Origin of the sequence: Granulicella arctica (genome assembly GCF_025685605.1) — a bacterium.
Taxonomy (GTDB): domain Bacteria; phylum Acidobacteriota; class Terriglobia; order Terriglobales; family Acidobacteriaceae; genus Edaphobacter; species Edaphobacter arcticus.
In genome coordinates this window covers 342,413-365,078 of record NZ_JAGTUT010000001.1, presented here as the reverse complement: position 1 = coordinate 365,078, position 22,666 = coordinate 342,413, and the positions used below count along the sequence as shown (strand labels likewise).

Sequence of the window (22,666 nt, the reverse complement as noted above, 5' to 3'; positions counted from 1 at the left end):
CTCATCCACTTCTTAAAGTCTCACGCCTGGGAGATTGGCCGATTGACGTTTGAGCATCTCTGGTTGACACTCTTCGCAATGCTGCTTGCAGCTGCAATCGGACTTCCCCTTGGAATCGTCCTCACCCGCAAACCCAGATTGGCTAAGCCCGTCATCGCGCTCGCCAACATCATTCAGGTGGTGCCAAGTCTCGCGCTCTTTGGACTCCTCCTCCCGGTGCCGTGGCTCGGCGAGAACGCCGCAAGGCTGGCGATTCTGGCGCTTACAGGCTATGCGCTGCTGCCTATTCTGCGGAATACCTATGCGGGGATCGGCAGTGTTGATCCAGCACTTATTGATGTAGCCAATGCACTTGGAATGAATCAGATGCAGCGACTTATCAAAGTAGAACTTCCCCTCGCAGCGAGTGTCATCCTAGCCGGGCTACGCACCGCAACTGTAACCTGCGTCGGTGTAGCAACCATCGCGGCTGCGATCGGAGCGGGCGGGTTGGGCGAGTTGATCTTCCGTGGCGTGGCCTCGGTCGATAACGGGTTGGTACTGGCCGGAGCAATTCCTGCCGCCCTCCTCGCCTTGCTCGCCGATACCGGGTTGGGATGGTTGGAGAAGCGCCTGGCGGTTCGGCGCGTATGAAGGCTTCGGTCGTCCTTCGAGCAGCGGCCGTTGCGGTTTGGCTTGCCTCTATTGTCGGATGTGCCCCGCCGAGGTCGTCGCGGATCACGATTGGGGCAAAAAACTTTACTGAGCAGGTGGTGCTCGGCGAACTGTTGGCGCAGGAGATTGAGGCCACGACTGGCCAGCGGGTGAACCGGCGCTTCTACCTTGCGGGCAGCTATATCTGTCAGCAGGCGCTGATCAGCGGACGGATCGACGGCTACGTGGAGTACACCGGGACAGCTCTCACGGCGATCCTCAAACAACCGCTGCCGCCGATCGCGCAGCGCGATCCGGCGACCGTTCTGCGGCAGGTGACCGACCTTTATGCCAGCCGATACAAGGTCAGCGTCGGTCCGCCGATGGGCTTCGAGGATACCTTCGCGATGGTTATTCGCGGCGATGATGCGCGACGACTCGGCATCAGGACGATCAGTGATGCCATCAAGCCAGCCACGAACTGGCGGCTTGGGGTCGGCTATGAGTTCGAGGAACGGCCCGACGGTCTGAAGGGACTCGAGGCCGAGTATGGCCTGCACTTTGCCGGACTGCCGCGCGTCATGGATCTGGGCCTGCTCTATCGTGTGCTGTCGCAGAGGCAGGTGGATATGGTCGCTGGAAACTCGACAGACGGCCCCATCCGGGCGCTTGGCTTCGTGGTGCTCGCGGATGATAAGCACTACTTTCCGCCGTATGAGGCCGTGCCGGTGGTGTTGGCCGACTCGCTTCGGCGGCATCCGGAGATCAAGGTGGCGGAGGATCGGCTGGCGGGGAAGGTGTCGGCGGATGAGGTCAGGGCGATGAACGATGCGGTCGATGGACAGCATCGCGACGTTGGCGACGTAGTGCGGGAGTTTCGGAATCGGAAAGGGCTGTAGATGGTTGAGCCGTGGTTGCGCGGAACATTGACGGAGGTGGATGCGGTGCGGCGGCAGGTGCTACATGCGCTCGAACTGACCTCGGAGGACGTGGAGCGGTGGTGCGTGGGTTTGACGGATGACGAGATCAACGCGCGGCCCTTCGGGCTACCGCCGGTGGCCTTCCATCTGCGACATATTGCGAGGAGTCTTGACCGACTGCTGACCTACGAGGCGGGCGGACAACTTACCGAGGCCCAGATGCGTAGGCTGGGAAGCGAGATGGAGCCAAACGCTTTGACGGAGCAGGTGCTGGGCGAGGTGCGTGCGGTGCTGGCACAGGCGTCTGAACGAATCGGGATGATCGAACCGGGGGAGTATGAGGAAGTTCGTGGGGTGGGTCGCGCGATGCTGCCGAGTACGGTCGGCGGCCTGATGGTCCACTGCGCGGAGCATTCGCAGCGGCATGCGGGGCAGGCAATTACGACGGCAAAGATGGTGAGGGGGATGCGGACGGCTCTAATCACTTAGGGCTGCATCAACCCACGTCCGAAGTTTCGGACATGGGGCACCACATCCGCGTCGGTTCGGTTGAGATTTGTATGCTCCGGTGTTGCAACTTTGGAGTATGATTCGGCACGCGTCGCAGGACTGCGGGCCGCAGCGGTCGAAATTGCAAAGACCGTTCCTTCCGAATGACTCAGGCAGCCTGGTGGCGGCTAGGACTGAATCGAAAGGGGATCGCCATGCGTGATTGCAACACGAGACTTATCCTGATGGCACTTGGAGCTGGGCTGCTGGCGAGTACGGGCTGCCAACGCTACAGCAAGTCGGAGACCTACTATTTGGTCTCCAATAACCTCAAGGTGAACTACTGGAAGACGGCCAATGCTGGCTTTTCGGCAGCGGCTACCGCACTTGGCGTAACGGCAAGACTGGTGGGCCCGGACTCATTCGATCCCCATGCGGAGGAGACGGCGTTCGAGCAGGCGGTGGCTGCGAAGCCGGCGGGCATCCTGATCTCGGTGCCGGACGCGACGCTGATGACGTCCGAGATCAACACAGCCATTGCCGCAGGCATTCCGGTGATGACGATGGATTCGGATGCGCCGGGAAGCGGTCGGTTGACGTTTGTGGGAACCAACAATCTTGAGGCTGGACGGCTCGGCGGGGAGCGACTGATCTTCAAACTGGAAGGCAAGGGCAACGTCGTCTTCTTCTCGAACCCCGGGCAGCCCAATCTGGATGAGCGTCTGAAGGGATACAAGGATGTCTTTGCGAGCCATCCCGAGATCAAGATTGTGGAGGTCTTCGATATGCATGGGGACTCGCGGACGGCCTTCGACGAAGCGCAGAAGCTGCTGGCGAAGACGGGCAAGGACAAGATCAATGCCTTTGTGAGTCTTGAATCATCCTCTGGCAAGGACGTCGCGGAGGCGGTTCATCGGGCTGTGGGAGATAAGCCGGATCCGACGGCGCCGACGGTTGTCGCGATGGATGTGGATGATGCGACGCTGAACCTGATCAACCTGGGGGAGATCGATTCGACGATCTCGCAGCGTCCGTACACGATGGGGTACGTGGGGCTGAAGCTGCTTGCGGACCTTCATCATGCGCTTCCGCCAAAGTTCGCTACGGACTACGCAAGCGATCCGCATTCGCCGTATCCCGTGTTTATTGATACAGGCACGGCGCTGGTTGATCCTACGAACGTGGATAAGTATACGAAGGCAAATGCGGATGCAGCCAAGTAGGGCCACCGCGGCCGAAAACCGGATGGGCTCCTCGTCTTAGCTGACGAGGTGGCCCATCTTTTCGCGCTTGGTCTGGAGGTAGAGCTCGTTGGTGGGCTCGCTTGGGACCTCGGCGGAGATGCGTTCGGTGACGGTGATGCCTGCCAGTTCGAGGGCCTCCACCTTCTCGGGGTTGTTGGTGATGAGGCGAACGGCGTCGAGGCCGAGGGACTTGAGGATCTCGGCGGGTAGCTCGTAGTGGCGGCAATCTGCCTTGTAGCCAAGCTCGAGATTGGCTTCGATGGTGTCGCGACCGTGGTCCTGAAGCTCGTAGGCGCGGAGCTTGGCCATGAGGCCGATGCCGCGTCCTTCCTGCTGTTCGTAGAGAAGGATGCCGGTGCCGGTCTCTGAGATGAGGGCCATGGCGAGCTCAAGCTGCTGGCGGCAGTCGCAGCGGAGGGAATGGAAGACGTCCCCGGTGAGGCACTGCGAGTGGATGCGGACGATGGGCGGTTCGGCGTGGATGTCGCCCATGACGAGCGCTACGGCGGACTCGATACGGGTGGCCGGGGCCGGGAGGTCGTCGTTGCAGGCGATGGGGTGATCGATAAGGCCTTCAAACCCAAGGATGCGAAAGTGGCCCCAGCGGGTGGGGAAGTCTGCATCGGCTACCTTTAGTACGCTTGCGAACGGCATAGGTCGATTATACGTTTCAGGATCGGTGGTGATCTGGCTCGACATGGTGGTGACAATAGGATGACAAGCGGGCTTGGGATGATTCATGGGATGGAGGAAGGGACGGCTTAATACCGATCAGTGCGGATGGACGGATCAGGACGGGATGGGTTGGTTCGCTTTTGAAATGCAAGGGCAACGGCGAAACAAGCAACGGCAAGGGCGCATGCAGGTCCTTCGACTTCGCTCAGGATGACAGTTTTGTGGATTGGTTGCTGAACAGGCGAAGGCGGTGGGTTAGAGTTGAGGTGTGACGCAGGCTGATCCGAAGCTGATTTTGATTACGTTGCTGGTGGAGCTGGGTGTGGCGGCGGCGGTGTCGACTACGCTTGGGCGGGCGGTGACGTTCAAGAATGCGCTGCTGGCTACGAACCGGACGTTGCGGCAGACGCTGGTCCTGGTGGGGATGCTCTGCATCCCGCTGACGCTGGGGGTGTGGATCCGGGCTACGGTTCCTAATTTTCTAGCGGCGGATATCTCGTTTGAGGCGACGATTCTGCTGGGCGTGCTGATTGGACCGCTGGCGGCTATGGGAGGCGGTGCGCTGCTGGCTGTGCCGGCAGTGCTGCATCACGAGTACTGGGCGCTCCCGGTGAACCTGGCGGTTGGTGCGATTGCCGGAGCGTTTGGAAGGTTTGCGGAGCGGGAGGATGTGTGGTCCTTCTCGCCAATGATCGACCTGAGTGTTTACCGGTGGGTGACTCGAAATTTAAGGCAGCCGCGGCTGGACAGACAGATTCTGCTGCTCGTTTTGGTGATGGTGCTCCAGTTCGCGACGAGTATGCTGTCGCGGTTTTATCCGCGCTATTACTTCGATCTACATTCGACGAACTGGTGGGTAGAGCTGGCTATCTGCGCGTGTGCGCCAATCGTGGTCGGGGTTCCGCTGAAGATCTGGAACGCCATTCGGACGGAGCGGAAGCTGGAGGAGCAGGGCCGGCTGCTGATGGAAGCCCGGCTGGATGCGCTACAGCGACAGATCAATCCTCACTTCCTCTTCAATACATTGAACTCGATCACGTCGCTGGTGCGGTCGGAGCCGGAGCTGGCGCGGGAGATGATCGTGAAGCTGGCTAGCATTCTGCGGATGCTGCTGCAGGAGCGTGAGGCATTTGTTCCCTTTCGCGAGGAGCTTGAGTTCACGGATGATTATCTCGGGATCGAGGTCGTCCGGTTCGGCGAAAAGCTGCAGGTGGTGAAGGAGATTGCCGAGGATACGCTCGATATCGTCGTGCCGAGTATGCTGCTGCAACCATTGATCGAGAACAGCATCAAGCATGGCCTCGAGCCCCGTATCTCTGGCGGTACCGTAACACTGCGGAGCCGGATTGTGGGGGGACGCCTGCTGGTTGAAGTAGAAGACGACGGGGTTGGGATGGCTCCGGAGCGGAATGGACCTTCTCCTGTGAGTGGGCTGGTGCGGCCGGGGACGGGGATTGGGATGAAGAATGTTCGGGAGCGGATGGAGGTGCTGTATGGTCCTGGGGCGACGCTGGAGGTGGTGAGCCGGCCGGGGCGGGGGACTAAGGTGACGCTGCTGATGCCGATTGTGGAGGCAGGGGCGCAGAACTGGTCGCAGGTGCGGACAGAGGCGCTGGGAGCGGCGAATCATCTGCTGGAGAGTGCGGTGCGGGCGGTGACGCGAGGCTGAGGGCATAGGCCGCGGTTTGTTCGAGGGGGAGTGGATCACAGGAGAAGTGACGGTCGAAGTAGTTATCGCGCTAGTGGGGTGGCATGATGTGCTCGGCCAGATTGACCTCCTCGGGGGTCTCGGTGGTGAGGTCGGGCAGGGCCAGGTCGAGGCAATCGTGGGTGGTGCTGATGAGGCGGACGGAGGCGGCTTCCGGCTTGGGGCGCTTCTCGGCGAGGGCGAGATTGCGGTAGGCGATCTGGAGGCCGCGCAGGAGCATGAGGGCGCTTGAATGGGCCAATTGACCAGTACCCATCGCGAGGACGACCTGGGAGATGGCGATCTGGATGGCTTCGAAGGTTTCGAGAGCGTTGAGGTTGATGTAGTGGGTTGAGTTGATTGGAACAGCCTGACGATAGGTGCGGTGGGTGACCTGAAACTTGTGGTGAAAGTAGCAGAGGGGACCATCGGCAATGGCGACGGCTCGGCATTTCTGGCCCGTGATCTTGATGTGGCGGCAGAGGGGTGCGGACATTCTGGTTTCTCCTGCAGGGCAAAAAATGGTTGGGGATGCTGAGCGCAAGTGCAATGGAATGTAACACTTAGCTGTTTTGATGGCAGCTAAATATGACATTCCATTGGGGTTACAGGTAAATATAAGATTCTAAACGGGAAAGCCCTGGCTGGTGGCCGGGACTTATTTGCTACTGAATTATGGATAGCAGGTTGGTATAACTAAACAGCCACTTATTTTGAACTATATTCGCTTTGTTATGAAAGAGTTAGCAAAATAGGGGGGCTGACACGGTGTTTTGCTGGTGTTTCTTGGGTGAGGGTGGTTGATCGTGCGTCTTTGCTGGGGTTTGTGAGTGGTACGTTTTCAGAGTTCAAGACCGGCCACTTGCTGGCGGCGGAGCCATCGGAGAAAGACGAAGCTGGTCGCAGTGGTGGCGATGAGGCTGAAGACGTTGCAGGGGATGGAGTCTCTAAGCGACTGGTGCAGGTTATAGGCGGATGGATGGAAGCGGACGAGAAAGCCGCTGATTGCAGCTATGCCGACGATGCCGGATTCGAGATAGAAGCGCCAGGGTGGCGGAGCATGCTTTGGGCGGAGCGGATGGCGACGTGCGGAACGCCGAAGATCGTTGTGTCGAGCAGCACAAAAAGCAGGGTGGAGATGAGATAGATAAGAAGGTCTCCCCATTGGTCTGCACCTCGCAGGGGATGGAAGTGATGGAGGAGAGGGACGATGGTGAAGTAGGCGATGGTGATGCACCATGCGACCGTCCATCCGGCGAGGGCTGCGGCGTAGGCGAAGCCGATGCGGTTGAGGATGGGACCTGGGACGGGCGCTGCTCCTGCATGGTTCAACCTCTGCTGTTTTGGGTGCTGAGGAGCATTTCAAGCACACATAAGCGAGCGCGGTCAGGGGATGCGCGTCTCGGCGGCACCGCCGAGGATCAGCTTCAGGCTTTCCTTGTAGCGCTGGTCGAAGCGATCGAAGAGGATGGTTGCGCTTTGGCGCATGAGGGGAAACTTCTCTGGGTCGAGGCGTGCGTTTCGTTCGGCGAGGTTGTAGGCGGGGGAGCGCTGACCTCGCGTCGGGAAGACGGCCTGCTCTTCGAGGACGAAGCTGACGGTGAAGGTGTACACGGTGCTGAGAAGGACGACTGCGTTGCGGGTTGAGAATCCGGCCTCGATGAGGCGGGTGCCGATGCGTTCGGTGGCTTCCATGTAGGTGGTGTCAGTGAGACGCGATCCGGCGACGACGCGGGCTCCGTCACGATAGTGCAGGAGGATCTGGCGGAGACCGTGGCCGAAGGTGGTGGCCCATGATCTCCAGTCGGCTGATTTCTTTCTGGGGAGAAGCGCGGGGACTCCCTCCGCGAGGATGAGGGTGGCCATGGCGTCGATGAGCTGCTCTTTGCTTTTGAAGTGCCAGTAGAGGGTGGGGGCCTGGATGTTGAGGTCCATGGCTAAGCGGCGGAGGGTGAGCTGCTCAAGGCCGATTTCATTGAGCAAGGTGAGGCCTGCGCGCACGATGAGTTCTGGGTTGACCTTCACGGGATAAGTCTATCAAGAGTTGCGCTTCAAATCTAACGGCGGTAGATTTATCTAACGTTGTTAGATTTATATCTCAGTATGGAGAGACATCATGAAGGCAGCAATCGTGGAAGTAGCAGGGCAGACGCCTCGGTACGGAGACTTTGTGGCTCCGCAGAGTGCGGGGGGACGGGAGTTGATTGTGGTGCGGGCGGCGGCGTTGACGCACCTGACGAAGGGGCGGGCATCGGGGGCGCACTATAGTGCGGATGGTGCGTTTCCAGCGGTGGTTGGTGTGGATGGCGTGGGTGAGACGCAGGATGGGCGGCGAGTGTATTTTGTTCTGCCGGAGGCGCCCTATGGGGCGATGGCGGAGGTGACGCGGGTTCGCTCGAAGCAGTGCATCGTGTTGCCGGATGGGTTGGATGATGTGACGGCGGCGGCGGTGGCGAATCCCGGGATGTCGGCGTGGGCTGCGCTCGCGGAGCGTGCCCAAGTAAAGGCAGGTGAGACGGTGCTGATTAACGGTGCGACCGGGATCGCGGGACGACTCGCTGTGCAGATTGCGAAGTATATGGGTGCGGCGAAGGTGATTGCGACGGGGCGCGATGGGGTGGCGCTCGAGGAGGTGAGGGCGCTGGGAGCGGATGTGATGATTCCGTTCAGGATTGAAGGAAGTGGTTCAGAGGGAGCAAAGGCGTTTGAGGCTGCGTTGATTGAACAGTTCGCGGCGGGGGTGAATGTGGTCGTCGACTATCTCTGGGGGAAGAGTGCGGAGACGATCATGATGGCGATTGCGACGGGGGTGGAGGATGCGAAGCCGGTGCGGTTCATCCATGTGGGGGGTGCGAGTGGCGATGATGTGCAGCTGCCGGGTGCGGCGCTGCGGTCGTCGTCGATTGTGCTGATGGGGAGCGGGTTGAAGAGTGTCCCCATGGAGCGGCTGCTTGCTGCGATTGGGAGTGTTTTCGAGGCGGTTGGTCCGGCGAAGCTTCGCATCGCGACGAAGGTTGTGCCGCTTGCGGATGTGGAGAAGACGTGGGAGTACGAGGGTAAGGCTCGGGTGGTGTTCGTGATGGGTTAAACGGTAACGGGCGCTCCCGATTGTTGCGGCGCGCCCGTTGTTCGTGGTGAGTTGGAGGCTTGGCCTGTTTAGATTTCGCCGAGGAGCATGATTGCGTGGGAGTTGACGGTGAGGTCGGAGCCGGGGCCCATGGTGACCTGCTTGCCGGTCCATAGATCCTTGAAGTGTTTTGAGGCGAGGCTGGATAGCTCCTTCGACTTTGGATCGAAGCGCATAGGCGATTCGCCTCGATTGAAGAGGGCTACGGCGTGCTTGCCGTTAGAGAGGTCGCGGGTCCAGATCTCGAGCGGACCTTCGGCCCAGATGCGTTTTGCGGCGTGGCCGAGTGCATCCTGATCGATGGCAATGACGTCGCGGTTCATGAGGATGGATTTGGTCTCGGGGGTCATCTTGCTGAGGTCGTTTCCGGCAAGGAGGGGTGCGGCGAGCATGGCCCAGAGGCTCATGTGGACCTGGTACTCGGGGGTGGTCATGCCGCCGTTGCCAACCTCGAGCATGTCGGGATCGTTCCAGTGGCCGGGGCCTACGAACTTCTCGAGGCCTGCCTGCTGGAAGCCGATGAGGGTCATGCGATCCCAGGTGTCGTTGATGTCGCCGGTGGTGCGCCAGAGGTTTGCGCCGGCTTCGGGTGCCCACTTCCAAGGCTCGTAGAGGCCGTACTGGCAGAAGCTATAGACGATGGGGCGGCGTGTTTTCAGGAGTGCCTGGTGCATCTTCTCGTAGGCGGCACGCTGCATGGCGTAGGACTTGGCGGTGTCGTCGCCGACCTGCTGTTTGATGATGTCGCCGAAGCTGCACTGGTCGTACTTGAGGTAGTCGATACCCCAGTCGGCGTAGCTCTTGGCGTCCTGCTCTTCGTGGTTGTAGCTGCCTTCGTAGCCGCCGCAGGTTTTGGGTCCGGGTGAGGAGTAGATGCCGAGCTTGAGGCCTTTGGAGTGGACGTAGTCGGCGAGGGCCTTCATGTCGGGGAAGCGGTCGTTGGTCTGGATGACGCCCTGGGCGTTGCGCTTCGCTTCCCAGCTGTCGTCGATGTTGACGTAGATGTAGCCTGCGTCGCGCATGCCGTTGGCGACGATGGCGTCGGCTGCGCCGCGGACGTCGGCGGCGGTGACCTTGGTGGCGAAGTGGTTCCAGCTATTCCAGCCCATGGGCGGGGTAGCGGCGATGGGTTTCTGCGCGCTGATGGGGATGGTGATGAGGAGCGTGGCGGCGATAAGACAGGACTTCAAAAGATGAGGAGAGTTGGGCATTGGTAGAGGGTACTCTGCGTGGGGTGTGCTTGGCTTGGGAATTTGTGGCGGGGGAAGGAAGGCTTAACACGGATCAATGAGGATGGATGGATAAAGGTGGGAGTAATGCGGGTTCTCTTTGGGGATGAGAGAGGGAAAGGCAAGGGCCAATGCAGCCGCAGGTCCTTCGACTTCGCTCAGTATGACAGAGTTGTGGGGTGGATCAGGCGCTGACTGATTTGGATTTGGTGGTGGTGATGACGAGGACGCTGATGAGGACGGAGAGGGTGCCGAGGATGGTGCGGAGGCCGAGGGTTTCTGAGGCGAAGAAGTAGCCGAGGAGGACGGCGACTACGGGGTTGACGTAGGCGTAGGTGCCGACCTTCGTGGGGGACTCGTGGTGGATGAGCCAGATGTAGGTGGTGAAGCCGAGGATGGAGCCGGCGACGATGAGGTAGAGGAGGGCGAGCCAGGCAGCGCGGGATACGGCGAGGGGGTGGAAGTTTTGATATTCGCCGAGAGGCAGGGCGGTGAGGGCGAGCATGGCTCCGCCGGCTAACATCTGGGCTCCGGAGTTCATGAGCTTGGAGGGCGGGAGGTGCATCTTGCGGGTGAGGACGGAGGCGAGCGACCAGGTGAAGGCGGCGAGGATGAGAGCGAGGGCGCCGAGATGGTCGATGGGTGCACCGCCGAGGTTGAGGGAGCGGCTCATGAGGACGGCTACTCCGGCGATGCCGATGAGGAGCGCGATGACGAGGCGGAGAGTGAGTCGCTGGGTGCGGAGGATGAGGATCTCGGCGAGGGTGGTGAAGACGGGGATGGTGGCAAGCATGACGGCGGCGACTCCCGAGGGCACGCGCTGCTCAGCCCAGAAGAGGAGGCCGTAGTTGATGACGAAGATGAGGATGGCGAGGAGGATGGCGGAGCGCCATTGGCGGAGAGTGGGCGAGGCGCTGCCCTGAATAAGGGCGCAGCCGTAGAGGACGAGTCCGGCGATGAAGAAGCGCATGGCGGCGAGGATGAGCGGGGGAACTTCGTGGACGCCGATGCGGATGGCGAGGAAGGTGGAGCCCCAGACGAGATAGATTACGGCGAAGGCCAGGACGATCCTGGTGGTGGAGCGGACGGTTTCCATGGATATCTGAACTTTAGCAAATGGCGGGTGGGGGACTGGGAGGGGCTCTTGGCTTACACGGATTTCCGCGGATTCTACGGATAAGGACGGAGTAAGTCGGGTTCTTTTTGGGATGACATCGGAGACAACGGCGAGGGCAGCCGCAGGTCCTTCGGCTTCGCTCAGGGTGACAGCGTTTGGGTTAGGAGAGGGTAACTTAGGTGTGCTTCGGGAATGACGGAGAGAAGACTACTATCTGTGTTGGGTTTGTGGCGTCTTATGGTTAGGGATTTTTAGGAGCGTTATGACTTCGCAGGAAGAGCAGATGATTCAGAATTTGGCTGATCGGATCAACAACACGCCTTTGGCTGAGAAGGATCCGGACGCGGAGCGGTATCTACAGCAGGCGCTGGGGCAGAATCCGGACGCGCTGTATATTCTGGCGCAGACTACGCTGGTGCAGCGGTATGCGTTGGAGCAGGCTCAGAAGCAACTTGTGGATGTGAGGGCGCAGATGGATCAGTTGCGGCAGCAGGGGCCTCCGGCTGCTGCGGCTCCGAAGCATGCGACGAGCTTTCTGGGGAATCTGCTGGGGCTGCATGATGAGAGTTCTGCACCGCCGCCTTCGCCTGCGCTGCGTCCGCAGGGTGGGTATCAGCCGGTGCAGGAGTATGGGCCGGGGAGCTTTGGTCCTCCGCAGGGACAGGGGTATGGTGGGCAGGGCTACGGTGCTCCGCCTCCGGGTTATGGGCCGCCTCAAGGTTATGGGCCGCCACAGGGTTATGGGCAACCACAGTCGGGCGGGTTTCTTCGGTCGGCTATGCAGACGGCTACCGGTGTGGCGGCTGGAGCGTTGGCGTTCGAGGGGATCGAGAGCCTGATGCATGGGTTTGGCGGGTCGGGTGGCGGAAGTGGTTTCAGCTCAGGCGGCGGGCGGCCCGAGGAGATCGTCAACAACTACTATGGCGACTCTGCGGGTAAGGAGCATGGGGAGCATCTTTCGTCGGACATTGAGGATCGGCGTGGCGAGTCGTCAAGCTTTGCGGATGCGGTGACGAACGACGATCACCATGATGCGAAAGACGGCTTTCTGGATAGTGGTTCGGATGATGACGTCTCGAACAGCTCAGACGATGTCGCAGATGATTCGAGCTTTGATGATGGGGCGGGGTCGGATGATAGCGGATCGGGTGGGGACGATTCGAACTACTAGGGGTGCGGGATATCCATCGAACGGTTGACGCGCAATTGATAGGCGATGGATAGACTTCCGGCTATGAACGTTGCGTACATTCTTGCTACAAATTTAGCCAGCACGACAAAGCTGGCTACGATGATTCTTCCGCAGTTGGAACAGGGCAACCATGGTGCCGATGTTGCGGGAATTTTCTTTTTTGATGACAATGTGTTTTGCCTGCGTGCCGGCGACCCAATTGGAGAGCGGCTGGCGAAGGTGGCGAAGGAGAAGAGCATTCTTCTGATGGTGTGCGACCAGTGTGCTGTTCGGCGGAACCTAGCGGAGGGTACGCTGGAGCAGTGCGGGAGCGGGCAGGTGAAGCCGCTGGGGTTGGTTGAGGGTGTGCAGGCGGGATGCTTCCCGCAGCTGTATGGTGCGTTGGCGGGCGGGCCTCCGAGCTACGTCATCACGCTGTAGGCAGAATAAAACTAAAGATCTGTGCGGACCCAGCGGTGGTCTCGCACAGATTTTTAGCGTGCGCCGTAGCCGAGCGAGGAGGAAACCTGAGCTGCCTCGGCGGGCTTGTCGGGGGCGACCATCGTGCACGTTGCAAGCTTGGCAAGGGCTAGTTGTACGTCGGGCTCGCGAATCACTTCTACGGCACTCTTCATCATGCTGCGCTTGATGCCGAAGGTGAAAACGGCGGTTTCGCCGGCGGAGAGCGTGAAGGTGATTTCACCTTTGTCAGGGAGTGCGGTTTGTCCAAAAGCCTTCTGGGGACCGGCTTTGAGCAGGTGTGTGCCGGGTGCGACGACTACGCGGGTGAAGCGTCCAGCTTTTAATTGAGTGACGGACTGGCTGTCTAACTCTACGTCGAAGCCTATCGCTCCGCCGGCGAGTTTGAGTTCTCGACTGACGTAGACGAGGCCAAACCCTGCGGGGGGTGCCAGAGCTAACTGCTGATTACGCTCTGCCTCTGGGACTTTTGTAGTGGAACGATGGCTGAGGAGAAAGTTCCAGAGAATGGTGGTGACGGTGAGCGAGAGGCTGGCTGCCACGATTGTGGGAAGTCCGGCGTAGGAGACCACAGCGCCGATGAAGCAGGCTACAGCAAGGCAGATAATTCCGACCTGTATTTTCTTGAACACACGTAGACCTCAATGCGGGTAGTCGCTGCCTGTTGAGCAACGCTGCGGCGTCTCTCGGGAGAGAACGGCTCGCATGGATGGTGTTGGCAGGTTGAGATTCGTTTCAGGCTATTTCATTATTTTCTGGGTTCAGAGCGGCTGATCAGGATGAATGCCTTCGTCCTTTTCAACATAGATTTTTATGGAAATAAATCTAATTTGTGACTGTGAGGGTGCTAATCTGCGCTCGCCGTGAGTAAGAAGTTGATCGGCTGTAAGTCAGTAGTTGAACTTCGACTTACTAATTTTTAATCAAAGGGAAACTACAATGCCATGCTACTTATTTTCTGGATCTAATTACATTCGTGTCCATCGCGGAGAGATTGGACCTGGAACCGAAGATCCAGGCTATCCGTTGGCTGTAACTACGGGCTGGAATACCTTTCCAGCGGGATTCGATTCGAGCCATGTGTGTCCGCTGTATGACGAGACGGGCGCTTACTTCTTCAACAACACTGAATACATCCGCATGACGCGTGGGAATGAAGGGCCGGGGACATTGGACTTTGCTCCACGCAGCATTGCGAGTCTTGGTTATCCGGCACCGTTCAACCAGGGACCGTTCGATGCTGCTCTCTATAGCGAAGGATATGTTTACTTCTTCAAGGGGCAATCGTACATGCGTTGCACAAGGTCGGATGGACAGCTCGGACCACATGATCCAGGCTATCCGACGAATATTGCACCGTGGGGATGGGAGGGGGCGGCGGACTTCGGTGGGCCGACTGGCGGCATCTCCGCCGCACTGAATAGCGGTGGCGTGGACTACTTCTTTGAGAAATTCAATCCGAAGACGTATGCCGTGCAACGCTACATTCGCGTGACCCGGGGAGAGACGGGACCGGGGACTGTTGATGCGGGGTATCCACAGCCGATTACGAACTGGGGCTGGCGGGCGGGATTTCCTGGACCGCAGGGAGTTACCGGTGCTCTGTTCAGCGGCGAGGATGGTGGCGGCATTAAGTTTGGACCCTGGCCGTAGAGCGAGGTGTAGCGCAACGTAAAGAGACCCTGGTCGATGTGGCCAGGGTCTTTTCTTTTTTGGGTAGCTGTGAAGTCCGGAAAGGCGACTAGAACGCGAGGACGCTTGTCTGGCCGTAGGGGAGGGCGCCGGCGTCAAGGGACACTTGTCCGATCCCTGGGATGGTTGCGCCTAGATTGCGGGCGGGTGAGGCTGCGCCGATGCCGAGGTTTTCGGCTGTGACGCTGTTGAAGAGCGGATCCTGATTGTAGAGGGAGTTGTTGTCGATGCCGAGCGCGAGCCATGCAGGCTGGTACCAGATGGCGAGGTCGGCGGTGGCATCCATATCGGTGCCGATGATGCCGATCCAGTTCAAGTCACTCATGTAGAGATTGTTACTCAATACTTCGGAGGGATAGCTGACAAGGCGGAAGAGAACGGGGTTGTTGTCCTGACTTGCACCTTCTCTGCGGGAGTCGAGGATGTTATTTCGAATGACCCAATTATTCGAAGGCGCAAAATCTCCTTCCAGGGTTACTGTGTGGGCGGCGACATTTTCGATGGTGTTATGAAATAACTTGCCGGTGGACGAGGAATTAATATCGAAGCCGTTGTAGAGAGTTCCATCACTACTGGGAGTGAGGTTCTGGATGAGGTTGTAGGTGAGGATGTTGTTGTAACTTGTGTAGTTACCTTGCGCATCGAGCAAGCCACCGATACCGATTCCATACCCTTTGCCGTCATGGACCCAGTTATGAGTGATTGTGGCGTTGAGTGTGCTGCGGATGGCGATACCGCCCTGGCTCTGCGTGACTTCATTGTAGGAGACGGTGGCATTTTGCGACTGCGCAGTTTGATACGACTGAACGCGAATTCCTGACGTGTTTATCGTGGCTACAGTATTTTTTGTGACGGTCGCGCCGACGGTGCCTTGGACCAGAATTCCGGAGGTGTCGTAGTTGAGGATGGGAGGCGCGTTGATGACACCGATGGTGTTGCCGGTGATGGTCCAGCCGCGGAGGAGTGCGGTGTTTGTCCAATCAGGCCGGACCTGAATGCCTGAGATGGCGGCGCCGCTGATCGTGCAGTTTGTAACTGTCCAATACTCGGTTCCATTGCCTGCGCCGAGTATTCCTGAACCGCTGACATTCGCGATACTGAGGTCAGCGATGTTGATGTAGGAGATGCCCTGACCGAAGACGCCGTAGGTTGCGCCGGTGATGATCGGGAGTGCTCCTGAGCCATAGGCGTCGATGGTGATGGGACTTCCGGCTGTTCCAGAGGCGGTGAGCGTGAGTTGCTGACCGACGAACTGTGAGCCTCGTTTGAGCAGAATGCTGGTGCCGGGCGTGAGGGCGACACGGGAGATGCTTGCGAGACTTTTCCACGGCGTGGCGATGGTTGTGCCAGCGTATGCGTCGGAGCCGCTGACTGAATCGATGTAGTAGCAGTTGAGCGTCGCGCAGGTCGTTGCGGCAGGCACTACTGGAGCGGCGGCGACAACACCGGCCGGCCAGACGATACTTGTGCCTTCAACAACTTCAACATATGGTGCTTGCGTGGAGACAAGTAGCTGCGACGCGGGATGATTGTAAGTGTGACTGGACCAATAAGGCTTTCCGTTCTGATAGAGGACAAAGTTTCCATCTAACTGGAATGCTGCTACGCAGCTCGCGCTGCAGTCGGCAAAGGTGTTGGTTGACCAGACGGGAATGCCTTGTGCGTAACCAACGAAGTTGCCATCGCTTTGGAGGACGAGGTTGAATCCGGAGAGTGCGATGGGCGCGTTGGGCTGGAGATTGAGCAAGCCAGGAGAGAAGACTTGCTGGTCCGCAAAGGAAGGTCTTGATGCGGCGAGAAGAATGAGAACGGTGGTTATCGTTAGTAACAGCTTCATGGGTCGTAGCGCCTTTCGGAGAAGTAGTAAGTGGTTCAAAGGTGCAGAGTTCCAAGACAGAAAGATAAGCAGCTATCACTCTCGAAGACGCATGGCTGGTCGCTATGCTCATCTTGCGTGTTTGATATGGATGAGTATTGGCCGAGTATACATAGCGACGGTTGCCCCGCGAGCGGCAAATCCATGAGAAAAAACTTAGCAGAATGTAAGTCGAAAGAAGGTATCTAAGGCTTAGAAAAATGTACTTACTTTCTCGTAATAAGCACTCGAGCGGAGGCGTGACGAGGCAGTCGTCTGGGCGATGTTCGGCCAGAGGTTGATGTTGTGTGGGGACCTTTCAGGTGAGGGCGGGGATTACGCGGGTTCTTCGGGGAGAGGGTGGAAGCCGAGGACAACCGCAGGTCCTTCAACTTCGCTCAGGTTGACAGTGTCTCGATCTAAGGGTGGGTCGAGGTTCGGGTGATGACGCGTTGGTAGTAGTCCTCGTAGAGGGGGATGATGCGGGAGGCGCAGAAGCGATCCTGTGCGGTTTTGCGGGCGGCTTCGGCCATGGTGCGGTAGGCGGCTGGGTCGCTGAGGAGGGCGGTGGCGGCGGTGCCCATGGCGTCTACGTCGCCGATGGGGAAGAGGAGGCCGTTGATGCCGTCGTCGATGAGTTCGGGGACGCCGCCTACGCGGGTGGCGATGGCGGGGACGCCGCAAGCCATGGCTTCTAGGGCGGCGAGGCCGAAAGACTCCATCTCGGAGGGCATGATCATGAGGTCGGCGAGGGGGAGGAGTTCGTTGACGTTCTCCTGCTTGCCGAGGAAATGGATGCGGTCGCGGACGCCGAGACGGGCGGCGAGGTATTCGGCGGCGGAGCGGTCGGGGCCGTCGCCGATCATGAGGAGACGGGCGGGCATGGCGGCGGCGACGCGGGCGAAGACTTCGATGACGTCGGTGACGCGCTTGACTGGGCGGAAGTTGGAGAGGTGGGCGAGGATCTTCTCTTCGGGCTTCGCGTACAGGGGGCGCATGGTCGCTACTTTTGCGGGGTCGCGCTGGTAGACGTCGCAGTTGACGAAGTTGCGAATGACTTCGATCTCGGAGGAGATGTTGAAGGCCTCGCGGGTGCGGTCGCGGAGGTGGGAGGAGATGGCGGTGACTCCGTCGGACTGGACGATGCCGAACTGGGTGATGGGGAGGTAGGAGCGGTCGAGGCCGACGAGGGTGATGTCGGTGCCGTGGAGGGTGGTGATGAAGGGGAGATGCTTGCCGCGAGCGGCTAACATCTGGCGGGCGAGGAGGGCGCAGACGGAGTGGGGGATGGCGTAGTGGACGTGGAGGATGTCGAGGGAGTAGAGCTCGGCTACTTCGGCCATGCGGGTGGCGAGGGCGAGGTCGTAGGGTGGGTACTCGAAGAGGGGGTAGTTAGAGACGGAGACTTCGTGGAAGTGGATGTTGGCTTCGCGGCCGGTAAGGCGAAAGGGTGGGGCGGAGGTGATGAAGTGGATGTCGTGACCGCGGGCGGCGAGCTCGATGCCTAGCTCGGTGGCGACTACGCCGGAGCCGCCGTAGGTGGGGTAGCAGGTGATGCCGATCTTCATGGGTGCCTCTGCTTGAGTGTACCGGGGAGTGAAGGGAAGAGAGCGGCTTAGACGGATCAGTGCGGATAAACGGATTTGGCCTGCGCGCTTCTGTGATGTATGTGCTGGGACGCAGTCTTCTTTGAGAGCGACGTAAAGGAAGGCGAGGGCAACCGCAGGTCCTTAGACTTCGCTCAGGATGACAGGGTCTTGGACGAGGTTAGGTTAGGTTGCCGTAGTGGATGAGTTGGGTGGTGGTGGGGAGGGTTGGGATTTGGGTTTGGAGGGCCTGGCGTTCGGTGTCGCGGGTGGTGCGGAGGAGGGTGGTGATGCGGGAGAGGTCGGGGTCGTTGTAGCCGGGGTGGCAGCAGAGTTCGTAGGTGCCGGTGGGTGGTAGGGATTGCAGGATTTGTTGTAGGGAGGATTCGGTGAGAGTGCCGGTGGCGGCTATGCCGAGGGTGCCGTTGGTGGTGCGGGATTGTGAAGCTAGATGGGTGAAGGCGGGTTGGAAGCGGTTGAGGAGGGCTAGTTGGAGGCGGCGTTTCAGGGGAGCATCGCCGATGCTGAAGGTTGGCTCGAAGGGTTTGCGGATGGCGTGGATGTTTCGCTCTGCGAGGAGCGGGATGAGGGCGCAGGCTACCTTGAGGAAGATGTGGGTGTGTTTGTGGGTGTCGATGTGGGTGAGGGTGAGGCCGGCGCGCTGGAGGTGAAGGATCTGGGCGCGGGCCTCATGGGCGATCTCGGCGGGGTCGATGCGGTTGAGGAAGAGGTCGCGGACAAAGTGGCCGAGGGTGGGGCGGAAGGATTTGCGATCGGGGCCCAAGAGCGTCGGGATTTCGGCGGGTGGGGAGATGGGGGTGCCGTCGACGAGGATGATGTGGCAGCCTATGCCGAGGGTTGGGAGCGATCTGGCGAGGGAGGCGGCGTCTTCGAAGGCTGGGCCGGTGGCCATAAGCGTCGCGGAGGTGAGGACTTTGGCGCAGTGGAGTTCTGCTATGGCGCGGTTGATGCCAGGGGTGAGGCCGAAGTCATCTGCGTTGATGATGAGGTGAGGAGGCATCTGGTCGATTATCTATCGCTTGCCCCTGGTTCCCAAGTGTAGATGGGCGAGTGTCCCTGAAAAGAAAGGGAATACGCTTTCACTATAGAGAGACCATGATGCTGCTGGACTTACTGTGCGGGCGGGCAAGCCTGCGAATTGCGATTGGGTTAATACGATGGGATCGCTGGTGCACCCCGTTGGTTTAGGATTCGGCATCCTATGCGTTGCCTGAGAGCTTCAGTCAGAGTGTGAGGGGGAGGAGTACGAGATGGTTTCTGTACCCCGGAGCCCAAGGAAGGAGGAGACGCGATGGCCTTGACGCAGCGGATTACGTGTGATGTCTGCCCGAAGGTGAAGGGCGAAGCGAACCACTGGTTCATGTTCAACGCGCGGGCGCGGGACATTACCTTTGAGCCCTGGCAGTCGCCAGAATTAGAGTACAAATCGCATGCCTGCTCAGAGGCTTGCTGTGTGACGATTCTGTCGCGTACGCTTTCGGACTGGGGACGTAGCGGCCTGCGAGAAGCTTAGAAGAGATGCGTGAGCAGGAAGAGAAACATCCCGATGGCGGTGACGACCGACATGATGAGCGTTGTGGTGATGTAGACCGCTGCTCGTCGTTCCTGACCGATGCGGGGGCGGGTAATGCCTACTCCCCAAATGAATCCTTCGCTAACGAGAGTGCTGAGATTTCTCATGTGTTGCTCCTTGTGCTCTTTGCTCCGGGCTTGCCGGCCTGATTCAAGGATGAGGCAGGGATAGGGTGGCGGTATGCAATTCTTGCGGTGACGTGCTTGCATGGCTGGCGATATAGGTGGATGGTGAGTATGTACCTATGGACAGCCAGCGCCCGATCTCCGTCGTTCGTGACAGCCGCACGGTTCCGCTGATTCCGGCAAAGTCAGGGGTGCGGCGCAAGGAGCAGCCGTGGCGTGGGATCGTGCTCGAGCGGCACACGATTGGCGCGATTGAGATTCCTGAGCATGTGCATGGCGACTTCTGCGTCCATCTGCAAGTCGGTGGACATGCGGCGATGGAGTGGTGGTCCGAAGGTGCAAACAGGGTGGAGGCGACGGGGCCGGGATCGATGATTCTGCTGAGGCCGGGCACGCGGGATCGGTTGCGATGGCAGGAGGGTACGGAGCGGCTGATCCTGTCTGTGGAGCCTGCGTTGGTGCGTAGCGTTGTTGGTGACTCAGGCGGCGTAGTTGAGGTGCGGAACCAATGGTCGCTTCGCGATGGTGGGCTGGAGCATATGCTGCTGGAGATGGGACGGCAGGCGGAGACGGGATGGCCGCTTGGGAGTCTCTATGCCGACCTGCTTGGGGTTCGGCTGGCGAGTAGTCTGGTGCGGGGTTATGGGTCGGTTCCGCTGAAGGCTTCGGTGAGTGAAAGGCAGTGGCCTACTGGGAAGCTGCGCAGAGCGATGGAATATATGACTGACAACCTTGAGGTTGATCTGCGGCTTGATGCGATTGCGAAAGAGATGGACCTGAGCGCTTTTCATTTTGCGCGGGAGTTTCGGAGGAGCCTTGGGCAAACCCCTTATCAATACTTGTTGAGTCAACGGATTGAAATGGCGAAGGGACTCTTGCGAGGAGGAGCTTTGTCTGTGCAGGAGGTTGGGTTGCGGAGTGGGTTTCCTTCGGATGTCAGCTTTGTGCGTGCGTTTCGGCAGCGTGTGGGGATGCCGCCTGGACTTTGGCGTGTGGTGGAGCAAGCTTAGTGGAGGTAAGAAGGGCAACGGCAACCGCAGGTCCCTCGACTTCGCTCAGGATGACAGGTTTAGAGGCAGGGATGCGACTTCCTGTGGGATTACTGTGGGGGTAAGATCTTTCCCTGCTCGAAGCCACGTGCGCTTAGGGATGACGTATCTGCGTCTGTGTTGCTGCGGAGGGGGAAGCCCGGGGGGAGGACTTTGGCGCCAACGGCTTCTGCCGTGCTGATGAGGTTGGCCTCCCGAGCTTCGCTTATGGCGCCATCCCATGAGGCGTACTTCTTGCTCTGTTCGCCTTCATCTGACTTGACCTTGGTTACAGCTCCGTCGTCTGTGCGGGTGATTGTGACTTGACTGTTCATATCGTCCTCGAGATGTAAGACGCTGCTCAGGTGGTGCTTCGTTGCAGGCGCATCTTGAAGGTTACGGTTTGCCCCAGCCGCCGCCGCCCGGGCTTTCGATGCGGATGACGTCTCCTGCTTTGGCTTCGAAGCTGCATTTTCCGGGTAGCTCTTTCGATTCGTCTTTGGAGACGAGCAGGGAGCGTCCTGTTGCGCCAGAGTCTCCGCCGGCGAGGCCGTAGGGGCGGAAGATGCGGCGGTCGGTGAGGAGGGTAATTCGGGCGGGTGCGGTGACTTCTATCTCGCGGATAAGGCCGTCGCCGCCGTGGAATTTGCCGGTGCCTCCGGAGTTGGGGCGGTAGCTGTAGGAGCGGACGCGGAGCGGGTAGGCGTATTCGAGGGCCTCGACGGGGGTGTTCGAGGAGTTGGTCATGTGGGTGTGGATGCCGGAGACGCCGTCGGCTGTGGGGCGTGCGCCCATGCCACCGGCGATGGTCTCGTAATAGGCAAAGGGACGGCCGGTTCGTGGATCGACTCCGCCGATGGTGAGGTTGTTCATGGTGCCGGAGCTTGCGGCGGGGATGCGGTCGGGGAGCGCCTGCGCGAGGGCTCGAAGGAGGACGTCGACGATGCGCTGCGAGGTTTCCACGTTGCCGCCCGCTACAGGTGCGGGGAGCACGGCGTTGACGATGGAACCTGACGGAGCGATGACGGTGATGGGGCGCATGAGACCGGCGGTGGCGGGTGCGCTCTCTGGCAGGAGGCAGCGGAAGACGTAGTAGACCGCCGAGTAGGTGATGGCGTAGACGGCGTTGATGCTGCTGGCTACCTGGGGGCTTGAGCCGGCGAAGTCGATGACAACGGTGCGCGCTTGGGAGTCGAAGGTGATGGCGGCGCGAATGCTGATGGGAGTGTTCTCGGGGTCGAAGCCGTCACTGTCGAGGAAGTCCTCGGCGGTGAAGGTTCCGGCTGGAACGCGGGCAAGTTCGGCACGCATGAGGCGTTCGGAGTAGTCGAGGATTTCGGTGGAGAGGCGACGGATGAGGGGGACACCATATTTCTCGATCAACTCTTGCAGGCTTGCTTCGCCTACACGGCAGGAGCCGATCTGGCTCATTAAGTCACCTTCGCGTTCACCCGGAGTGCGGACGTTGTGCAGGATGAGTTGCAACACGGAGCGGTTGAGCTTACCGGCTTCTACGATCTTGACGGGCGGGATGCGGAGACCTTCCTGATAGATCTCGCGGCATAGGCCCATGGAGCCGGGATAGAAGCCGCCGACGTCGGCGTGATGGGCGCGGGCGGCTACGTAGAGGAGGGGGTGGGTTTGGTCTTCCGGCGCGAAGACGGGAAGGACCATGGTGATGTCGGGGAGGTGGGTTCCGCCTGCATAGGGATCGTTGAGGATGGCGATGTCGCCGGGGCTGAGCGTCATGGCGTCGATGGCGGCACGGACGGACATGGGCATGGAGCCGAGGTGCACCGGCATGTGGTCGCCCATGGCGATGACCTGGCCCCCGCTATCGAAGACGGCGCAGGAGTAGTCGCGACGCTCCTTGATGTTGGGGGAGAAGGAGGTGCGGCGGAGTGCGGCTCCGATCTCTTCGGCGATGGAATGGGTGGCGCTCTTGAAGACGGCTAGCTGGATGGGGTCGCTGACGGTGGTGGGGGTTGCGATGGCTTCAGTGATTAACTGCATG

The 22,666-nt window shown here is 59.8% G+C and carries 24 protein-coding genes; 11 read left to right on the top strand and 13 right to left on the bottom strand.

The annotated features are described in order from the left end of the window. Window positions 1-3 precede the first annotated feature (3 nt). The 4 genes from OHL20_RS01490 (at window position 4) to OHL20_RS01475 (ending at window position 3,265) form a co-directional block, all read left to right on the top strand. Window positions 4-633, top strand: a complete 630-nt coding sequence (locus OHL20_RS01490; RefSeq protein WP_263384923.1) for an ABC transporter permease — start codon at window positions 4-6, stop codon at window positions 631-633. Then, window positions 630-1,532, top strand: a complete 903-nt coding sequence (locus OHL20_RS01485) for a glycine betaine ABC transporter substrate-binding protein (RefSeq protein ID WP_263381448.1) — start codon at window positions 630-632, stop codon at window positions 1,530-1,532. The genes OHL20_RS01490 and OHL20_RS01485 overlap by 4 nt, the downstream gene beginning before the upstream one ends. After that, on the top strand, window positions 1,533-2,042 hold the full coding sequence (locus OHL20_RS01480; RefSeq protein ID WP_263381447.1) for a DinB family protein: 510 nt from the start codon (window positions 1,533-1,535) through the stop codon (window positions 2,040-2,042). Between the two features lie 245 nt (window positions 2,043-2,287). After that, window positions 2,288-3,265: a substrate-binding domain-containing protein gene (locus tag OHL20_RS01475; protein ID WP_263381446.1), complete on the top strand. Its 978-nt coding sequence runs from the start codon at window positions 2,288-2,290 to the stop codon at window positions 3,263-3,265. 36 nt (window positions 3,266-3,301) lie between these two features. Here the strand turns inward: OHL20_RS01475 and ribA are convergent, their stop codons facing one another. Further along, the gene (ribA, locus tag OHL20_RS01470; RefSeq protein ID WP_263381445.1) at window positions 3,302-3,940 is read right to left on the bottom strand and encodes a GTP cyclohydrolase II; all 639 of its coding nucleotides are present in this window, start codon (window positions 3,938-3,940) and stop codon (window positions 3,302-3,304) included. 289 nt (window positions 3,941-4,229) lie between these two features. Here ribA and OHL20_RS01465 point away from each other — a divergent pair, with 289 nt between their 5' ends. After that, a complete protein-coding gene (locus OHL20_RS01465; protein ID WP_263381444.1) occupies window positions 4,230-5,630 on the top strand; it encodes a sensor histidine kinase in 1,401 nt (466 codons plus the stop codon). Window positions 5,631-5,700: 70 nt separating this feature from the next. On the opposite strand, the gene OHL20_RS01460 is transcribed toward OHL20_RS01465, so the two are convergent. The 3 genes from OHL20_RS01460 to OHL20_RS01450 form a co-directional block, all read right to left on the bottom strand. After that, window positions 5,701-6,144: a hypothetical protein gene (locus OHL20_RS01460; RefSeq protein ID WP_263381443.1), complete on the bottom strand. Its 444-nt coding sequence runs from the start codon at window positions 6,142-6,144 to the stop codon at window positions 5,701-5,703. A gap of 515 nt (window positions 6,145-6,659) precedes the next feature. Then, on the bottom strand, window positions 6,660-6,980 hold the full coding sequence (locus OHL20_RS01455; protein WP_263381442.1) for a hypothetical protein: 321 nt from the start codon (window positions 6,978-6,980) through the stop codon (window positions 6,660-6,662). A 54-nt stretch (window positions 6,981-7,034) separates the two neighbouring features. Beyond that, window positions 7,035-7,673: a TetR/AcrR family transcriptional regulator C-terminal domain-containing protein gene (locus tag OHL20_RS01450; RefSeq protein WP_263381441.1), complete on the bottom strand. Its 639-nt coding sequence runs from the start codon at window positions 7,671-7,673 to the stop codon at window positions 7,035-7,037. Window positions 7,674-7,764: 91 nt separating this feature from the next. On the opposite strand from OHL20_RS01450, the gene OHL20_RS01445 reads away from it, so the two are divergent. Next, window positions 7,765-8,736 (top strand): quinone oxidoreductase family protein, encoded by a 972-nt coding sequence (locus tag OHL20_RS01445; RefSeq protein WP_263381440.1) that lies wholly within the window; start codon window positions 7,765-7,767, stop codon window positions 8,734-8,736. A 68-nt stretch (window positions 8,737-8,804) separates the two neighbouring features. Here OHL20_RS01445 and OHL20_RS01440 read toward each other — a convergent pair whose 3' ends face one another. Next, the gene (locus tag OHL20_RS01440; RefSeq protein WP_263381439.1) at window positions 8,805-9,986 is read right to left on the bottom strand and encodes a glycoside hydrolase family 27 protein; all 1,182 of its coding nucleotides are present in this window, start codon (window positions 9,984-9,986) and stop codon (window positions 8,805-8,807) included. 202 nt (window positions 9,987-10,188) lie between these two features. After that, window positions 10,189-11,100, bottom strand: coding sequence for an EamA family transporter (locus OHL20_RS01435; protein WP_263381438.1), 912 nt, complete (start codon window positions 11,098-11,100; stop codon window positions 10,189-10,191). Window positions 11,101-11,383: 283 nt separating this feature from the next. Here OHL20_RS01435 and OHL20_RS01430 point away from each other — a divergent pair, with 283 nt between their 5' ends. Together OHL20_RS01430 and OHL20_RS01425 are read left to right on the top strand one after the other, a co-directional pair. Then, the gene (locus tag OHL20_RS01430) at window positions 11,384-12,292 is read left to right on the top strand and encodes a DUF2076 domain-containing protein (RefSeq protein ID WP_263381437.1); all 909 of its coding nucleotides are present in this window, start codon (window positions 11,384-11,386) and stop codon (window positions 12,290-12,292) included. A gap of 45 nt (window positions 12,293-12,337) precedes the next feature. Beyond that, on the top strand, window positions 12,338-12,733 hold the full coding sequence (locus OHL20_RS01425; RefSeq protein WP_263381436.1) for a SaoD/DsrE family protein: 396 nt from the start codon (window positions 12,338-12,340) through the stop codon (window positions 12,731-12,733). Between the two features lie 53 nt (window positions 12,734-12,786). On the opposite strand, the gene OHL20_RS01420 is transcribed toward OHL20_RS01425, so the two are convergent. Beyond that, window positions 12,787-13,404: a hypothetical protein gene (locus OHL20_RS01420; RefSeq protein WP_263381435.1), complete on the bottom strand. Its 618-nt coding sequence runs from the start codon at window positions 13,402-13,404 to the stop codon at window positions 12,787-12,789. A gap of 394 nt (window positions 13,405-13,798) precedes the next feature. Here OHL20_RS01420 and OHL20_RS01415 point away from each other — a divergent pair, with 394 nt between their 5' ends. Continuing rightward, entirely contained in the window at window positions 13,799-14,425 is a 627-nt protein-coding gene (locus OHL20_RS01415; RefSeq protein WP_263381434.1) for a hemopexin repeat-containing protein, read from the top strand. Between the two features lie 88 nt (window positions 14,426-14,513). Here the strand turns inward: OHL20_RS01415 and OHL20_RS01410 are convergent, their stop codons facing one another. The 3 genes from OHL20_RS01410 to OHL20_RS01400 form a co-directional block, all read right to left on the bottom strand. Further along, on the bottom strand, window positions 14,514-16,301 hold the full coding sequence (locus OHL20_RS01410) for a right-handed parallel beta-helix repeat-containing protein (protein ID WP_263381433.1): 1,788 nt from the start codon (window positions 16,299-16,301) through the stop codon (window positions 14,514-14,516). Between the two features lie 437 nt (window positions 16,302-16,738). Beyond that, entirely contained in the window at window positions 16,739-17,887 is a 1,149-nt protein-coding gene (gene bshA / locus OHL20_RS01405) for an N-acetyl-alpha-D-glucosaminyl L-malate synthase BshA (protein WP_263381432.1), read from the bottom strand. A gap of 199 nt (window positions 17,888-18,086) precedes the next feature. Next, complete coding sequence (locus tag OHL20_RS01400) at window positions 18,087-18,926, bottom strand: ChbG/HpnK family deacetylase (protein ID WP_263381431.1); 840 nt, start codon at window positions 18,924-18,926, stop codon at window positions 18,087-18,089. 291 nt (window positions 18,927-19,217) lie between these two features. Here OHL20_RS01400 and OHL20_RS01395 point away from each other — a divergent pair, with 291 nt between their 5' ends. Then, complete coding sequence (locus OHL20_RS01395) at window positions 19,218-19,439, top strand: hypothetical protein (protein ID WP_263381430.1); 222 nt, start codon at window positions 19,218-19,220, stop codon at window positions 19,437-19,439. Here the strand turns inward: OHL20_RS01395 and OHL20_RS01390 are convergent. Then, window positions 19,436-19,606 (bottom strand): hypothetical protein, encoded by a 171-nt coding sequence (locus OHL20_RS01390; RefSeq protein ID WP_263381429.1) that lies wholly within the window; start codon window positions 19,604-19,606, stop codon window positions 19,436-19,438. The two genes, OHL20_RS01395 and OHL20_RS01390, sit on opposite strands and share 4 nt — an antisense overlap. A 137-nt stretch (window positions 19,607-19,743) precedes the next feature. On the opposite strand from OHL20_RS01390, the gene OHL20_RS01385 reads away from it, so the two are divergent. After that, window positions 19,744-20,634: a helix-turn-helix domain-containing protein gene (locus tag OHL20_RS01385; protein WP_263381428.1), complete on the top strand. Its 891-nt coding sequence runs from the start codon at window positions 19,744-19,746 to the stop codon at window positions 20,632-20,634. 89 nt (window positions 20,635-20,723) lie between these two features. Here OHL20_RS01385 and OHL20_RS01380 read toward each other — a convergent pair whose 3' ends face one another. Next, entirely contained in the window at window positions 20,724-20,987 is a 264-nt protein-coding gene (locus OHL20_RS01380) for a hypothetical protein (protein ID WP_263381427.1), read from the bottom strand. Window positions 20,988-21,048: 61 nt separating this feature from the next. Then, on the bottom strand, window positions 21,049-22,665 hold the full coding sequence (locus OHL20_RS01375) for a hydantoinase B/oxoprolinase family protein (protein WP_263381426.1): 1,617 nt from the start codon (window positions 22,663-22,665) through the stop codon (window positions 21,049-21,051). Window position 22,666: the final 1 nt, after the last annotated feature.

Excerpts from the sequence above, each read along its gene's own strand:
- OHL20_RS01485 (WP_263381448.1), top strand. The coding sequence starts at position 630 with ATGAAGGCTTCGGTCGTCCTTCGAGCAGCGGCCGTTGCGGTTTGGCTT.
- OHL20_RS01395 (WP_263381430.1), top strand. The coding sequence starts at position 19,218 with ATGGCCTTGACGCAGCGGATTACGTGTGATGTCTGCCCGAAGGTGAAG.
- OHL20_RS01445 (WP_263381440.1), top strand. The coding sequence starts at position 7,765 with ATGAAGGCAGCAATCGTGGAAGTAGCAGGGCAGACGCCTCGGTACGGA.
- OHL20_RS01380 (WP_263381427.1), bottom strand. The coding sequence starts at position 20,987 with ATGAACAGTCAAGTCACAATCACCCGCACAGACGACGGAGCTGTAACC.
- OHL20_RS01430 (WP_263381437.1), top strand. The coding sequence starts at position 11,384 with ATGACTTCGCAGGAAGAGCAGATGATTCAGAATTTGGCTGATCGGATC.
- bshA (WP_263381432.1), bottom strand. The coding sequence starts at position 17,887 with ATGAAGATCGGCATCACCTGCTACCCCACCTACGGCGGCTCCGGCGTA.
- OHL20_RS01375 (WP_263381426.1), bottom strand. The coding sequence starts at position 22,665 with ATGCAGTTAATCACTGAAGCCATCGCAACCCCCACCACCGTCAGCGAC.
- OHL20_RS01475 (WP_263381446.1), top strand. The coding sequence starts at position 2,288 with ATGGCACTTGGAGCTGGGCTGCTGGCGAGTACGGGCTGCCAACGCTAC.
- OHL20_RS01460 (WP_263381443.1), bottom strand. The coding sequence starts at position 6,144 with ATGTCCGCACCCCTCTGCCGCCACATCAAGATCACGGGCCAGAAATGC.
- OHL20_RS01435 (WP_263381438.1), bottom strand. The coding sequence starts at position 11,100 with ATGGAAACCGTCCGCTCCACCACCAGGATCGTCCTGGCCTTCGCCGTA.
- OHL20_RS01400 (WP_263381431.1), bottom strand. The coding sequence starts at position 18,926 with ATGCCTCCTCACCTCATCATCAACGCAGATGACTTCGGCCTCACCCCT.
- OHL20_RS01410 (WP_263381433.1), bottom strand. The coding sequence starts at position 16,301 with ATGAAGCTGTTACTAACGATAACCACCGTTCTCATTCTTCTCGCCGCA.
- ribA (WP_263381445.1), bottom strand. The coding sequence starts at position 3,940 with ATGCCGTTCGCAAGCGTACTAAAGGTAGCCGATGCAGACTTCCCCACC.
- OHL20_RS01390 (WP_263381429.1), bottom strand. The coding sequence starts at position 19,606 with ATGAGAAATCTCAGCACTCTCGTTAGCGAAGGATTCATTTGGGGAGTA.
- OHL20_RS01440 (WP_263381439.1), bottom strand. The coding sequence starts at position 9,986 with ATGCCCAACTCTCCTCATCTTTTGAAGTCCTGTCTTATCGCCGCCACG.
- OHL20_RS01385 (WP_263381428.1), top strand. The coding sequence starts at position 19,744 with ATGGACAGCCAGCGCCCGATCTCCGTCGTTCGTGACAGCCGCACGGTT.
- OHL20_RS01480 (WP_263381447.1), top strand. The coding sequence starts at position 1,533 with ATGGTTGAGCCGTGGTTGCGCGGAACATTGACGGAGGTGGATGCGGTG.
- OHL20_RS01425 (WP_263381436.1), top strand. The coding sequence starts at position 12,338 with ATGGATAGACTTCCGGCTATGAACGTTGCGTACATTCTTGCTACAAAT.